The 13,999-nt window shown below is 39.3% G+C and carries 13 protein-coding genes; 3 read left to right on the plus strand and 10 right to left on the minus strand.

The genetic code is table 11. The features are described 5' to 3' along the window. Positions 1–10: 10 nt before the first annotated feature. The 7 genes from I5435_RS22435 to I5435_RS22465 all read right to left on the minus strand — a co-directional run bounded on the left by I5435_RS22435 (position 11) and on the right by I5435_RS22465 (position 8,005). Entirely contained in the window at positions 11–1,096 is a 1,086-nt protein-coding gene (locus I5435_RS22435) for a PIN/TRAM domain-containing protein (RefSeq protein WP_024364395.1), read from the minus strand. 301 nt (positions 1,097–1,397) lie between these two features. Continuing rightward, a complete protein-coding gene (gene radA, locus I5435_RS22440) occupies positions 1,398–2,774 on the minus strand; it encodes a DNA repair protein RadA (RefSeq protein ID WP_337983003.1) in 1,377 nt (458 codons plus the stop codon). A 110-nt stretch (positions 2,775–2,884) separates the two neighbouring features. Beyond that, complete coding sequence (locus tag I5435_RS22445; RefSeq protein ID WP_024364397.1) at positions 2,885–5,329, minus strand: ATP-dependent Clp protease ATP-binding subunit; 2,445 nt, start codon at positions 5,327–5,329, stop codon at positions 2,885–2,887. Next, positions 5,319–6,428, minus strand: a complete 1,110-nt coding sequence (locus I5435_RS22450; RefSeq protein ID WP_024364398.1) for a protein-arginine kinase McsB — start codon at positions 6,426–6,428, stop codon at positions 5,319–5,321. The genes I5435_RS22445 and I5435_RS22450 overlap by 11 nt, the downstream gene beginning before the upstream one ends. Next, the gene (locus tag I5435_RS22455) at positions 6,425–6,967 is read right to left on the minus strand and encodes a UvrB/UvrC motif-containing protein (RefSeq protein WP_024364399.1); all 543 of its coding nucleotides are present in this window, start codon (positions 6,965–6,967) and stop codon (positions 6,425–6,427) included. Before I5435_RS22455 ends, I5435_RS22450 begins: the two co-directional genes overlap by 4 nt. A gap of 13 nt (positions 6,968–6,980) precedes the next feature. Continuing rightward, positions 6,981–7,451 (minus strand): CtsR family transcriptional regulator, encoded by a 471-nt coding sequence (locus I5435_RS22460; RefSeq protein WP_024364400.1) that lies wholly within the window; start codon positions 7,449–7,451, stop codon positions 6,981–6,983. A 248-nt stretch (positions 7,452–7,699) separates the two neighbouring features. Beyond that, positions 7,700–8,005, minus strand: coding sequence for a DUF4870 domain-containing protein (locus tag I5435_RS22465; RefSeq protein ID WP_024364401.1), 306 nt, complete (start codon positions 8,003–8,005; stop codon positions 7,700–7,702). 124 nt (positions 8,006–8,129) lie between these two features. Here I5435_RS22465 and I5435_RS22470 point away from each other — a divergent pair, with 124 nt between their 5' ends. Continuing rightward, on the plus strand, positions 8,130–8,807 hold the full coding sequence (locus tag I5435_RS22470) for a class I SAM-dependent methyltransferase (protein WP_231785309.1): 678 nt from the start codon (positions 8,130–8,132) through the stop codon (positions 8,805–8,807). Positions 8,808–8,967: 160 nt separating this feature from the next. Then, complete coding sequence (gene corA, locus I5435_RS22475) at positions 8,968–9,930, plus strand: magnesium/cobalt transporter CorA (protein ID WP_337983004.1); 963 nt, start codon at positions 8,968–8,970, stop codon at positions 9,928–9,930. A gap of 197 nt (positions 9,931–10,127) precedes the next feature. On the opposite strand, the gene I5435_RS22480 is transcribed toward corA, so the two are convergent. Further along, a complete protein-coding gene (locus I5435_RS22480; RefSeq protein ID WP_024364404.1) occupies positions 10,128–10,337 on the minus strand; it encodes a hypothetical protein in 210 nt (69 codons plus the stop codon). A gap of 320 nt (positions 10,338–10,657) precedes the next feature. Here I5435_RS22480 and I5435_RS22485 point away from each other — a divergent pair, with 320 nt between their 5' ends. Beyond that, positions 10,658–11,968 (plus strand): protoglobin domain-containing protein, encoded by a 1,311-nt coding sequence (locus I5435_RS22485; RefSeq protein ID WP_337983005.1) that lies wholly within the window; start codon positions 10,658–10,660, stop codon positions 11,966–11,968. Between the two features lie 48 nt (positions 11,969–12,016). On the opposite strand, the gene I5435_RS22490 is transcribed toward I5435_RS22485, so the two are convergent. Beyond that, positions 12,017–12,496, minus strand: a complete 480-nt coding sequence (locus tag I5435_RS22490; protein ID WP_024364406.1) for an acyl-CoA thioesterase — start codon at positions 12,494–12,496, stop codon at positions 12,017–12,019. Between the two features lie 69 nt (positions 12,497–12,565). Then, the gene (locus I5435_RS22495) at positions 12,566–13,993 is read right to left on the minus strand and encodes an aldehyde dehydrogenase family protein (protein WP_337983006.1); all 1,428 of its coding nucleotides are present in this window, start codon (positions 13,991–13,993) and stop codon (positions 12,566–12,568) included. Between the last annotated feature and the right edge of the window lie 6 nt (positions 13,994–13,999).

The raw sequence follows: 13,999 nt of genomic DNA on the forward strand, positions 1-13,999 counted from the left end.
TGTCCACTTCCTAATCGTCCTTTGGCTTAGCAAAAATCATTCGACCTGCAGATGTTTGTAGAACGCTCGTTACCGTTACAGTAATGGCCTGTCCGATATAATTGCGGCCTCCTTCTACAACAATCATCGTGCCATCATCCAAATAAGCCACACCTTGGTTATGCTCTTTCCCATCTTTAATAACGACCACTTGCATATCTTCTCCAGGAATCACAACTGGTTTCACTGCATTTGCCAAATCATTAATGTTCAGTACTTTCACCTGATGTAATTCACATACTTTGTTCAAGTTGAAGTCATTCGTCACAATTTGTGTATCATTATCCATTTTCTTTGCAAGACGTACAAGTTTTAAATCCACTTCCTGCACATCTTCAAAATCTTCTTCGGTAATTTCTACTTTTGTCATACGTTCATCTTGCAGTTTCTTTAATATATCCAAACCACGGCGACCTCTTGTACGTTTTAATGTATCTGAGGAATCTGCAATATGCTGTAGCTCAGTTAATACAAACTGCGGTACAACCAAAACGCCTTCAATAAAACCTGTTTCCGAAATATCCGCTATACGCCCATCAATAATAACGCTGGTATCTAGCAATTTATAACTACCGCGATTTTCTGGTACGTCAATCCCTTCAGCAGCTTTTTTCTTTGCATTATTCCCACGTAAGGTAAATAACTGAAGTAACTCATCTCGCTTTTTAAAACCTACACGGAATCCCAAATATCCAAGTACAAAAGATAAGATAATTGGAATTACTTCTGAAATACCGCGAATTTGAACGCTATCAATCGCAAAGCCTAGGAAATAGGCTACGATAAGTCCTACAATTAACCCAAGCGTACCAAATAATAAATCTCCAACCGGCACTTTAAAAAGCACCTCTTCCATCCAGCTAATTAGCCGAACAAAATAATCGGAAAAAGCAAATGATAATGTAAATAGTAAAAACGCACCTAAAGCAACTGATACGTAAGGATTATCAAGCCAAGGATTAGATGATAAATGAAGCAATTCGTATAATGGCGGTAAGAAAACAAGGCCTAAAGCTCCTCCAATCAGTAAAAAAGCAATTTGAATAAATTTTTTCATACTGTCACCTCCAATTCTTATATTCGATTATACATATTTTACTGTAGAAAATCTTTTTTGAGCTCATCAAAACATTATTAAATTTCCTTCAGTTTATTGGACGTTATGGAAGGCTTAAGAGATGCCTAATTTCCACAATAATTGTTATCCAATTTCATGAAATTAATGATTGTTGCACCTATGAAGTAAAAATGCATGCTAGGATGTCGCCCAACATGCATTTATTTTAGTTGAAATTACTTCATCATCTAGCAACAGACGCCTAGTGTGACGCAACATGGTGACGCATTACTGCATGTCTTTAAAGCTCTCTAAAGCAGGCATTTAATGCATCTTTAATTGTTTCCACACCAACTATTTCAATACCTTGTGGGAAATCCCAACCGCCAATATTAGAAGCAGGGATAAATGCTCGCTTAAACCCTAGCTTTGCCGCCTCTAGCACACGTTGTTCAATTCGTGTGACACGACGAACCTCTCCTGTTAACCCTACTTCTCCAATAAAGCAATCTGTTCCCCGTACTGCCTGATCCTTAAAGCTAGACACAATACTCGTCAAGACAGCTAAGTCAATGGCAGGTTCATCTAGCTTTACTCCGCCAGCAACTTTAATATATGCATCTTGTGCCTGTAACATGAGGCCCATGCGCTTTTCAAGCACTGCCATAAGCAATTGCACACGGTTTTGGTCCACCCCTGTTGCCATCCGTTTCGGATAATTAAAGCTTGTAGGGGTTACAAGTGATTGAATTTCTACTAAAATTGGCCTTGTTCCCTCCATCGATGCCACGATTGTTGAACCTGCTGCACCTTGTGAACGTTCCTGTAAAAATAGCTCAGACGGATTCAAAACTTCCTTTAAGCCCCCCTGAAGCATTTCAAAGATAGCTATTTCATTTGTAGAGCCAAAGCGGTTTTTTTGGCTCCGTAAAATACGGTGGTTGTGATGTCGTTCTCCTTCGAAATACAGCACTGTATCTACCATATGCTCTAAAATACGCGGTCCCGCAATTTGCCCTTCCTTCGTCACATGTCCAACTAAGAAAATGGCAATGCCTTTTGTTTTCGCTATCCGCATTAGCTCCGCTGTACATTCACGTACTTGCGATACACTACCTGGCGCACTTGTCACCTCTGGATGGAACACCGTTTGGATAGAATCCACAATAACAAACTTTGGTTGTACATCGTCGATTGTTTGATTTAACAATTCTAAATTCGTCTCCGAATATATATACAGCTCTTGAGATACAACCCCTAAACGCTCTGCACGCAGTTTCGTTTGTCGAATGGATTCCTCACCAGAAATATAGAGCACACGATGACCTTTATTGGACAATAACGCAGACACCTGTAATAGCAATGTCGATTTTCCGATACCCGGATCACCCCCGATTAACACTAGAGATCCCGGAACAATTCCTCCGCCCAAGACACGATTGAGTTCACTCATTTCTGTAGCTACACGAGACTCCTCTGCCGCTTCTACTTGGATAATAGGTACAGCTTTTTGCGTGACGGTTGCAGAGTGTTGGAATGCTCCTCTAGGGCCTTTCGCCACAACCTCCACTTCCTCAACCATTTTATTCCATTCACCACATCCTGGACAACGTCCCATCCACTTTGCCGATTCATAGCCACAACCTGTACAGACAAATTTAGTTTTTTTCTTCGCCATCATACCACCTCGAATATTTGTTCTTATTTTCATTTTACATAAAAAAAGACAGCTTGGCACGATATGCCTCGCTGTCTTCCGAATTTATGCTTGTTAAATAGGCTAACCGCTTATTTGGAAATTGAAACGCCTTCTTTTTTCTTCACGACGAATTCATCATTCACATAATCAATGACGACTTGGTTTCCTTTTTCTACATTGCCTTTCAGCAGTTCTTCCGATAGACGGTCTTCCACTTGTTTTTGCAATGCACGACGGAGTGGACGAGCACCATATTGAGGGTCGTAGCCTTCCTCTGCAATTTTATTGAGTGCTGCATCTGTTAACTCTAACGTAATATCTTGTTCTTGCAGACGTTTTGTTAGCGTATTGGCCATCATTGAAATGATTTCTTTTAAGTGTTCTTTTTCTAATGAATGGAACACAATCATTTCGTCGATACGGTTTAGGAATTCAGGACGGAATGCTTTTTTCAATTCTTCAAGCATTGTGCCCTTCATATCTTTATGTTTCGACTCTGAGCTTCCTAAGCTGAAGCCAAGATTTTTTTGATATTTTAGCGCATCCGCACCGACGTTTGAAGTCATAATAACAACCGTATTACGGAAATCAACGACACGTCCTTTAGAATCTGTTAAACGACCATCTTCCAGCACTTGAAGTAAAATATTGAAAACATCTGGATGAGCTTTCTCAATTTCATCAAGAAGCACAACAGAATATGGTTTACGTCGAACTTTTTCTGTTAACTGACCACCATCATCAAAACCTACATAACCAGGAGGTGAGCCGACTAAACGTGAAGTCGAATGTTTCTCCATATATTCAGACATGTCAACGCGAATCATCGCATCTTCATCACCGAACATTACTTCTGCCAGCGCTCTAGCAAGTTCTGTTTTCCCCACCCCTGTAGGACCAAGGAAAATAAATGAACCGATTGGACGTTTTGGATCTTTTAAACCAGCTCTTGCACGTCGAATTGCACGAGAAATTGCCTCGACTGCCTCGCCTTGACCCACAACACGCTTGTGTAACTCTTCTTCAAGTTGTAATAGTTTAGCTGATTCTTCATGGGCAATTTTAGCTACTGGTATTCCAGTCCACATAGAAACGACTGCTGCCACATCGTCAACTGTTACTTTCGATTCTGCTTTGCCTTGTTCTTCTTTCCATGTTTTACGTGTCGTTTCAATTTCGTCTTTTAGCTTTTGCTCTGTATCTCTTAACGACGCAGCCTTTTCAAATTCCTGACCAGACACAGCCGCATTTTTTTCAGAACGAACATTTTCAAGTTTATCTTCTAGTGCTTTTAAGTTTGGTGGCACCGCAAATGAACGTAAGCGAACTTTTGAACCTGCTTCATCGATTAAGTCGATGGCTTTATCAGGCAAGAAACGGTCTGAAATATAACGATCACTCATTTTTGCCGCTGCTTCAATTGCTTCATCTGTAATTTTCACACGGTGATGCGCCTCATAGCGATCGCGTAAACCGTGAATAATTTGAATTGCTTCTTCAACAGTTGGTTCATCCACTTGAATTGGTTGGAAACGGCGCTCTAACGCTGCATCCTTTTCGATGTATTTGCGGTACTCATCTAATGTTGTAGCACCAATACATTGTAATTCTCCACGTGCTAGGGATGGTTTTAAAATGTTTGATGCATCAATTGCACCTTCTGCTCCCCCAGCACCGATTAATGTATGCAATTCATCAATGAATAAAATAACATTGCCTGCTTGTCGAATTTCATCCATCACTTTTTTCAAGCGATCTTCAAATTCACCACGGTATTTAGTACCGGCTACAACTGTCCCCATATCAAGCGTCATAACACGTTTATCACGCAAAATTTCTGGTACTTCGTTGTTAATAATTTGTTGTGCTAGGCCTTCAGCGATTGCCGTTTTACCTACACCTGGCTCACCAATTAGCACAGGGTTATTTTTCGTACGGCGTGATAGTACTTCAATAACGCGTGTAATTTCCTTGCTGCGACCAATCACTGGGTCTAGCGAACCTTCACGAGCAATTTGAGTTAAATCGCGCGCCAAGCTATCTAAAGTCGGCGTATTTGCAGCCTGCGTCGCTTGTTGTCCAGATTGTGCGTTATCATTATTGCCTAACAACAGTAATACTTGCTGACGAGCTTTGTTTAAGCCTACACCTGCATTGTTTAACACACGAGCGGCTACACCCTCACCTTCACGAATAAGCGCTAATAGTAAGTGCTCCGTACCGATATAGGAATGGCCTAATTTACGTGACTCATCGACAGATAGTTCAATTACCTTTTTGGCACGTGGTGTGTAATGAACGATTGGTCCAACATCCTCTGTTCCTTTTCCAACTAACTCTTCAATCCCCGCTTCAATCATTTGAGGGCTAATATCGATGGCTTCTAATGCTTTCGCTGCAATACCACCGCCTTCACGAATAAGCCCTAAAAGAATGTGCTCTGTTCCTATTGATTCGTGCTTCCAACGAATTGCCTCTTCCTGTGCAAGTTGTAATACTTTTTGTGCGCGTTGTGTAAAACGATTAAACATCATATGAATCCTCTCCTTTTCCCCCTATAGTAGGCTTACTCATTGTTTCAAGAAATAATGCCTCTCGCAGCATTTTTGCTCGAACTCGATCTCGTTCAGCAGGTGGTAAAGCTTCTCCTGCATAGTGCTGTAAAAACCCTGGTTGCATACTGACCACACACTCGTTCAATGTGGTTGCTTTAATATTTTGAATCAACTGTAAATCTACACCTAAACGTACATTCGATAGACAGGTTGCCGCTTCCTCACTTGTTAAAATGCGTGCATGCGTTAATGTACCTAAAGCTCTGTATATCCGATCTTCTAAGGCAAGTTCCGCTTTTTCCATTAGCTTATTTCTTGCCTGCCGTTCTTTTTGAATAATTTTTTCTGCAACACTTTGAATGTCTGCTAAAATATCTTCTTCTGTTTTACCTAGTGTAATCTGATTCGATACTTGGTAAACATTACCTAAATTTTCGCTACCTTCACCGTATATACCCCTGACAGTCATCCCTAAACGCGTCATTGCATTGATAATTTGATTCATCTGACCTGTCAGTGTAAGTGCGGGAAGGTGCATCATAACCGAAGCACGTAAGCCAGTACCAATATTCGTTGGGCAACTTGTTAAATAGCCGAAAGTATCTCGAAATGCATATGGCAAGGCTCCTTCTAAGGCACGATCAATTTTATTTGCTTCCTCGTATGCCTTCTGAAGTTGAAAACTCGCCGTCATACATTGAATGCGTAAATGGTCTTCTTCGTTCACCATAATGCAAATTGATTCATCTTCAGATAGCAACATTGAGCCGACTTGCTCTTTTTTCGCAAGCTGTGGACTAATTAAATGCTTTTCAACTAAAATTTGACGTTGTAACGGTGTTAAATCTTTTATGGAAAAATAAGAATATCTTTCTTGAAGTTTCGGACTGTCTTGAATGGCATGTGTCACAGCCTGCTCTACTTGTAACGCTTCATTTTCTGAAAAAACTAAAGGGAAACGATAGCCATCTAAGTTTCGAGCAAGCCGAATGCGTGTACTGATGACGATATCTGAATAATCATCCTCCATTTCCATCCATGCAGGTGTAGCTCGCGCTAAAAACGATTCAATCATCATGACACATCACCACCTTCGAATTGTAGCTGCTGTTCGAGATTTTTTGCTTCGTCGCGAAGCTTCGCTGCTTCTTCAAACTGCTCCTCGTCAACAGCGGCCTTCATGCGTTTTCGAATATCTTCAATTTGCTTTTTAATGACAAAAACATTGCTTCGAGCACCAGGCATTTTTCCTATATGCTGTGGCCCCGCTTGAATGCGATTAAATAGCTTTGGCAAATGCTCACTAAATGTGTCATAGCAACTGGTACATCCAAATTTACCTTCTTTTAAAAATCGCTTATACGTAAATCCACATTGTGGACATGTTTGTTGCTGAGGTGGCGCTTGCTGTTTTTCACCAACTTTTTGCCATGTAGGTGAGCCAAACCAATTGGATAACAATTGTTGAATCGATACAGGCTCTTGTTTAAACTCTGCATGGAACGGATGGAACTGCGAGGCACAGACATCGCAATAATGGTGCTCCACCTTCTGCCCATTTTGAACTTGTGTCACAGTTACTGTCGCATTGCGCTGCTTGCAATGTTCGCAAATCATTTCCCTCACCTCTTTACTTTTGCTTTTCGTATTTTATAGTGGTTAACATCGCTCGCAAAATTTTCGCTCGAATGCTGTCCCGTAAAGGTAGCTGCAAATCTAAAGTCGAACGGTCAACCGCTGCTAACATTAATTTCGCTTCTCGCTTTGAAATAACCTGCTCGTCAATTAAACGATATACTAAATCCTCCGCCACTGTTTGCGAGGCTCCACCTTCAATTTGTAGGAGCACATCATCAATCAAATCAATTTGTGAGTTTGCACGGACACGTAAAATTCGAATGTATCCACCCCCACCTCGTTTACTTTCAACAAGGTAACCCCGCTCGGCTGTAAATCTTGTATTAATTACATAATTTATTTGTGAGGGCACACATTGAAATTTATCTGCAATTTCACTTCGTTTAATTTCAATATGCCCTTCTCCACCTAATTCAAGTACTTGCTTTAAGTAGCCTTCTATGATGTCTGAAATATTACGCATGTTAGGAATACACCTCGCTTACCTCACTGACTTTGACTATCTTTGACTATCTTTGAGTATATTATACAAAACGCTTAAAAATAATTGCAATTAATTCGCACAGAGAAATGTCTAAAGCAATTTTTATCGTTGATTGATTGTAAAAAAATTTTAACCACTCGAAAACGTACTTATCGTTTAATGTACCCTTTTTGCTTATAGAAAAAACGCAAGCATATGCTTTTTGCATATACTTGCGTCTTTATCAATTATACCCAGCGACCGACAATCGGATAACGCCAAGGTTCCTCTGAAATAGCCTTTACGATTCCGATAATTGGTACGATGTATACCATAGCGATAAATATTAGTAAGAAAGGTAAACCAATTAATACAATACTTAAAATACTGGCAATGACAATTAGTACGCCCATTGCGATTTGGAACAATAAAGCTTGCACAGAAACGTTTTTCACTTCTTCTTCCGAACTAATTAAGAAAAATATAATCGGCACTAAAAATGGCGCAAAAAACGCACTGGCATGTATGATGACCTTAGACCATTTTGTTTCCATCTATTCAACCTTCCCTTTTTAATATGTCTTTTTATTAATACTATTATTTACGGAGCAATACGCTAAATAGTTTCAAATCGTTTCGACAATTTTAAAATTATTTTGAAAGGTATGTGATACACAGATGGAATTTAACAGCACACTTGCGAACGAATATGAAAAAGGCATTCGTCGTACTTTACCGAGTTACGATACGATGCTACGTTTAACGAAAACTTTTTATCAATCCGCTTTACAAGAGAATGCTAGTTTTTTAGTTGTTGGTTCAGGCAGTGGCAATGAAATACTACAGTTAGCTGAACAAAGGCCACAGTGGTCCTTTGTCGGTATCGATCCATCTGAAGCCATGTTGGAAATTGCAGAAAACCGTCTACATTCACTACCAAATGCGATTTCATTACTACAAGGCACCATGCTAACTGCACCAATCCCTGCAACAAAGTTTGATGCTGCTAGCTGTATACTTGTACTTCATTTTATTAATTCCTATGAGGAGAAGCTTGCTACATTAAAAGGGATTGCAAGCCATTTAAAATCAGGGGCACCATTTGTGCTTGTTTCTAAATATGGACAGCTTAACTCTTCTGAAACAGAGCTACAATTTGACCTATGGCGCGCATATTGGCAGCAGCACACAAAACTTTCCACTACTGATTTAGCTAGCATGGAGCAGTCCATTCGTTCGCTTTCATTTATGCGTGAAGATGACATTGTTACGCTTCTACAGCAGGCAGGCTTTACACAGCCATCACGATTTTTTGCAACGACATTATTTGGTGGTTGGATATGCTATAAAGAGTAAGGTTCCATCCCTTCCTGATGCATCCTAGCAACTTAGTGGTGTACTATAAGTACTACGGGTATTTGATCTGACGTTTCCCATGTCTTCTTTTACTTCTCACGCTTTGAAGAGAGACTTCGTGCTTATTTAAAATGAGATAAACAGATTTGAGGTGAATGCCGTGATTCGCACGATGGCCATGACGAAAGATCAACAATTAATAAAGGACTTTCCACTTGAAAACATTAAGCAAAACCATTACGAATGGTATTGGGTAGATTTTAGTTGCCCAACTACTGAAGAAGAACTATTGCTTGATACATTTTTCCACTTTCATCCACTTGCGATTGAAGACTGCTTAATGCGTTTACAACGACCAAAGTTGGATTTTTATGAAGACTATCACTTTTTCGTTATTCATAAACTGAATGAAGAAACGTTAATTGCTGAGGAATTAAATATTTTCGTTTCCGATCATTTTATTGTGACATTCCACAAAAATGAAGCACCTGAAATCGATAAAGTACAGAAACTTTTAGAAGAGCAACCGAAATATTGGGAACGCGGTACTTTTTTCCTTACCTATCAAACGATTGATAAAATAGTTGATAGTTATTTCCCTCTCGTCTATAAAATTGAGGACCATTTGAATGCGCTTGAAGATGAATTAACTTATCAAAGTAATGTAAATGCGATGCAAATTGTTTTTGAATTCCGCAGTGATTTACTCCATTTACGGCGCACCATTTTACCAATGCGCGACCTATTATACCGTATACTTAATTCTTATCGCTTTGCCCTAAAAAAATCAGAAAGAGCCTACTTTGGGGATATTCACGACCATTTAGTCAAGCTTACGGAAATGGTCGAATCTAATCGTGAGCTGACCGCAGATATGCGTGATAGCTATATGGCTATGAACTCTAGCCGAATGAATGGCATTATGATGATGCTGACAATTGTCTCCACCATTTTCATTCCATTAACATTTATAGCAGGAGTTTATGGCATGAATTTTGATAACATGCCTGAACTACATGGCCGTTACAGCTACTTTATTGTTCTCGGTATTATGCTATTGATTGGGCTATTTATGTTGGCATTTTTCAAATATAAAGGCTGGTTCAAATTGTTTAAACCGTAACTTAAAGCAGTAACAAAACATTTTTTTGAAAAACAAAATCCGCGCATAGCCCTCTAGGGAAAATAGACATGAGGAACAACATCTTACATTCGTACATGTTGCAACTCATGCTTTACCCACAGAAGGCGAAACGCGGATTTTTAATTTTAAAAAATAGTTGGTTTTACTTGGGGAACTTTTAAATGTCTCCACTATAATTAATAGGGACCTCGATCATCTACTTTATTTTCACCTTGCTGCGGGAATAAAAAGTATGCCAGTACGCCCGATATTAGTGTTGCACAAATCGTTATTAATAGTTGGTTTAAGTCAGGTACCTCTGCATAATAGTTCGTTAACATGTAAACAGATCCAATTGCTACAATTACCATCACAGGAATCACAAACTTAAAACGCTTCTTCTCCATGTAATACCTCCTCAATACGATTTCTTTCACATACATTTTTTGTTACGCTAAACAGTTCGTATTTTACATGTTTCCTAAATGAAATTCAAATTACGCTTTATGAGCGAAACGCTAATGCTTAAAGGTAAATCTGAAATATGTCCGCCAAGAATGTGAAAAATTATAGAAATAAACGAAATTTTTAACCAAATACACTACAAAAAATAGTAGAATAGATTAAATACCATATATTCACCAAATTTACAAACCTAACAATATATACACAAAACGTCTTCGATACCTATATTATTATGGATTTATAAAGAATGGAGCAGACAACAATGAGTTGGTTTTCAAAAAAGAACAATTATGGTTATTCAATTACACTAACACCAGAAGCGTTTATACAACAAGTACAATTAGATGTTTCTAATCATCCTAAGTTACAAAAACAATTACAACTATTAGACTTAACTACTGAAGATTTAGCCATCATTAAACAATTGCAGCCATTAGTGAAAAATGTTATTCCTGAAATGGTCGATCAATTTTATGCAGCGATTAGCTTAAGCCAAAATTTATTAGATATTATTAACAGAACATCACAAATCGACCGTTTAAAAGTGACTTTACATAAGCATCTAAGTGATATGTTCGAAAGTCGTATTAATGACGACTACATTAAAGAAAGAAAGGCAATCGCTGAGACACATGTTCGAATTGGGCTCCAATCAAAGTGGTATATCGCTTCATTCCAATCATTAACTTCGACTTTTACAAACTTTACGAATGATTTAGATATTTCAAAGCAGGACGCTATCCGTGCCATCAATGCCTTTTGTAAACTTATTAACTTTGAACAACAACTTGTGATTGAGGCTTATGAAAAAGAAGAAGAACGCATTCGTAGCGTTGCAGATAAAACGAAGCACGCACTTGTTACTACAATTCAAAGTACGGCAGAAGAGTTAAATGCAATCAGCGAAGAAACAGCCGCTTCCCTTTTAGTCATCTCTTCTCAAACGGATGATATTGCAGTAGCCACTAAACAAGGTTTGAACTTCGTTGCCGATACACAAGACAAATCTAAACGCGGACAGCAGCAATTACAAGAACAAAATGACTTAATACATGTTATTTTGCAAAGTGTTAATGGCCTTGAAGTAACGATGAACCAATTGCGTACGTCGTCTCAAAAAATCTCTGAAATTGTTGGACTTGTTACAGGTATTGCAGACCAAACAAATTTATTAGCACTGAATGCTTCCATTGAAGCCGCTCGTGCTGGTGAGCATGGCAAAGGCTTTGCTGTTGTAGCAGAGGAAGTCCGCAAGCTTGCAGAAGAAACAAAAAGCGCTGTGCAAAACGTGTCACACCTGATAAAAGAAACAGAAAGTAATATTTCAACAATGGCGAATTCAGTTATCAATGTGGATCAAAAAATCCAACATAGCGTTGATACACAAACAAGCCTCTCGAAATCATTTAATGATATTGCTGAAGCAGTATCAGGTATTCAACAACAATATGTAAACACGGCTAAGGATATTTCAGCCATTTCAAATTTAATTACAGAGCTATCGCAAGGGGCAACACTCGTCTCCTCTTCTTCTGACTCACTCATTAATGTTGTAAATGAATTAAACATATAACACAACAAAAAAGGAAATTGATCACATCGTATCAATTTCCTTTTCGTTTTAATGTGCCAAAGCACGTTTTTGCTTGCGATGCTCTCGTCGAGCCGGACCTGTTTCAAATAACCGTTTTTCTGCATCCGTTTCTGGGAAAATAGCAGGAACAGCCTTCGGTTTACCATCATCATCTACTGCAACCATCGTTACAAATGATTCGGTTGTTAATTTTTCTTCACCCGTCTCAATGTTACGAGAAATAACACGGACATAGACTTCCATAGATGAACGTCCTGTAGATGACACAATACTTTCAATTTCAAGAATATCACCCACATGCGCTGCTGATAAAAAATCAACAGAATCAATGGAGGCAGTGACAACATGCCCTTTTGCATGCTTCATCGCTGTAATTGCCGCAATTTCATCAATATAAGCTAACACTCTTCCACCAAAAATGGAATTATGATTATTAGTATCCGGTGGTAATACGAGACGCGTCTGAACCGTACGTGATTGGCTCATGGGTACAGCATTGGTTGTCATAGTTCTAGTTACTTCCTTTCATGTAATGTCCTTTCGTCATCGTATCGTAGAAAAAGAATGGATGCAAATTTAGAATGATTTTTTCATCGTTATAAACTTCATATCCGTCATTTCTTCAATCGCCCATTTAATACCCTCTCGACCGTAGCCACTCATTTTCACACCGCCATATGGCATATTATCGATTCGGAATGTTGGAATATCATTAATAATAACAGCACCTGCTTGTAATTCATCGGCTGCACGTAATGCATCTGGCAAGACATTCGTAAAAATTCCTGCATTTAAGCCAAGTTCCGACTCATTCACTAGTCGAATTGCGTCGTCTAATGTTTCATATGAAACAATTGACACGATTGGCGCGAATGTTTCCTGACAAACAATTTTCATATCGGCAGTCACGTTTGTCATTACTGTTGGTGTTAATGTACGTTCAGTAAATGTTCCACCCGTAGCAACCACTGCACCTTGAGCCTTCGCTTCCTCAATCCATGCACGAATACGACTAACTTCATTCGGATTAATCATGGCACTGACATCTGTATTTTTATCGAGTGGATTACCGACAATTAACTTTTCCGTTTGAGCTACAAATGCTTTTGTAAAAGCATCAACAATCGAGGCATGTACATAAATACGCTGAAGCGAAATACACACTTGTCCTGCAAAGCTAAATGCTCCGCTAACACAACGCGCGACAATTTTTTCAATAGGGGTCGATGGCTCAACAATCACCGCCGCATTTGAGCCTAGCTCTAACGTTACTTTGCGCAAGCCTACTTTTTCTTTTATGCCTAATCCAACCTTACCACTTCCAGTGAAGGTCACTTTTTTCACGAATGGATGAGTCACAAGTGTATCACTTAGCTCACCACCACTACCCGTAACGATTTGTAGAGCGCCATCTGGTAATCCTGCTTCTTTAAATATTTCCGCCATTACAATTGCACTGAGCGGTGTTTGGGTTGCGGGCTTTAACACGACCGTATTCCCCACAGCAAAGGCAGGCCCCAATTTATGCGCAACTAAATTAAAAGGAAAGTTAAACGGTGTAATGGCAGAAATAACGCCTAATGGCTCACGTTTTGTCCAGCCAATGCGGTCGCCAGCTCCAGGCGCAGCATCCATCGGTACCGTTTCCCCTTTCACCTGTTTCGCTCCTTCGGCTGCAAACTGATAGGTTGCAATCGTGCGTTCTATTTCAGGTAAACCTGCTGAAATAGGTTTACCCGCCTCTTGTGCTAAAATTTCGGCCAATTCGTCTTTTCGACGTCGCATAATGTCGACTACTTTATATAAAATTTCGGCACGGTCGTATGCAGTAGTTTGTTTAAATGAAAGAAAAGCATTTTGGGCACCTTCAATTGCTTGCTCAACATCTGAAACAGATGCCTTGGCAACCTTTGCAATAATCTCACCGTTATAAGGCGAAGTTAATTCATAGGTTTCCTTCGCTTCTTGCCATTGTCCATTTATCCAAAGCTTTGTTTCGTTCATTTTCAA

It is taken from the genome of Lysinibacillus sp. C5.1, assembly GCF_016350185.1.
Classification (GTDB): domain Bacteria; phylum Bacillota; class Bacilli; order Bacillales_A; family Planococcaceae; genus Lysinibacillus; species Lysinibacillus sphaericus.

Excerpts from the sequence above, each read along its gene's own strand:
- I5435_RS22450 (WP_024364398.1), bottom strand. The coding sequence starts at position 6,428 with ATGATGATTGAATCGTTTTTAGCGCGAGCTACACCTGCATGGATGGAA.
- I5435_RS22465 (WP_024364401.1), bottom strand. The coding sequence starts at position 8,005 with ATGGAAACAAAATGGTCTAAGGTCATCATACATGCCAGTGCGTTTTTT.
- I5435_RS22485 (WP_337983005.1), top strand. The coding sequence starts at position 10,658 with ATGAGTTGGTTTTCAAAAAAGAACAATTATGGTTATTCAATTACACTA.
- I5435_RS22480 (WP_024364404.1), bottom strand. The coding sequence starts at position 10,337 with ATGGAGAAGAAGCGTTTTAAGTTTGTGATTCCTGTGATGGTAATTGTA.
- radA (WP_337983003.1), bottom strand. The coding sequence starts at position 2,774 with ATGGCGAAGAAAAAAACTAAATTTGTCTGTACAGGTTGTGGCTATGAA.
- I5435_RS22455 (WP_024364399.1), bottom strand. The coding sequence starts at position 6,967 with ATGATTTGCGAACATTGCAAGCAGCGCAATGCGACAGTAACTGTGACA.
- I5435_RS22495 (WP_337983006.1), bottom strand. The coding sequence starts at position 13,993 with ATGAACGAAACAAAGCTTTGGATAAATGGACAATGGCAAGAAGCGAAG.
- I5435_RS22445 (WP_024364397.1), bottom strand. The coding sequence starts at position 5,329 with ATGATGTTTAATCGTTTTACACAACGCGCACAAAAAGTATTACAACTT.
- I5435_RS22470 (WP_231785309.1), top strand. The coding sequence starts at position 8,130 with ATGGAATTTAACAGCACACTTGCGAACGAATATGAAAAAGGCATTCGT.
- I5435_RS22460 (WP_024364400.1), bottom strand. The coding sequence starts at position 7,451 with ATGCGTAATATTTCAGACATCATAGAAGGCTACTTAAAGCAAGTACTT.
- I5435_RS22435 (WP_024364395.1), bottom strand. The coding sequence starts at position 1,096 with ATGAAAAAATTTATTCAAATTGCTTTTTTACTGATTGGAGGAGCTTTA.
- I5435_RS22490 (WP_024364406.1), bottom strand. The coding sequence starts at position 12,496 with ATGACAACCAATGCTGTACCCATGAGCCAATCACGTACGGTTCAGACG.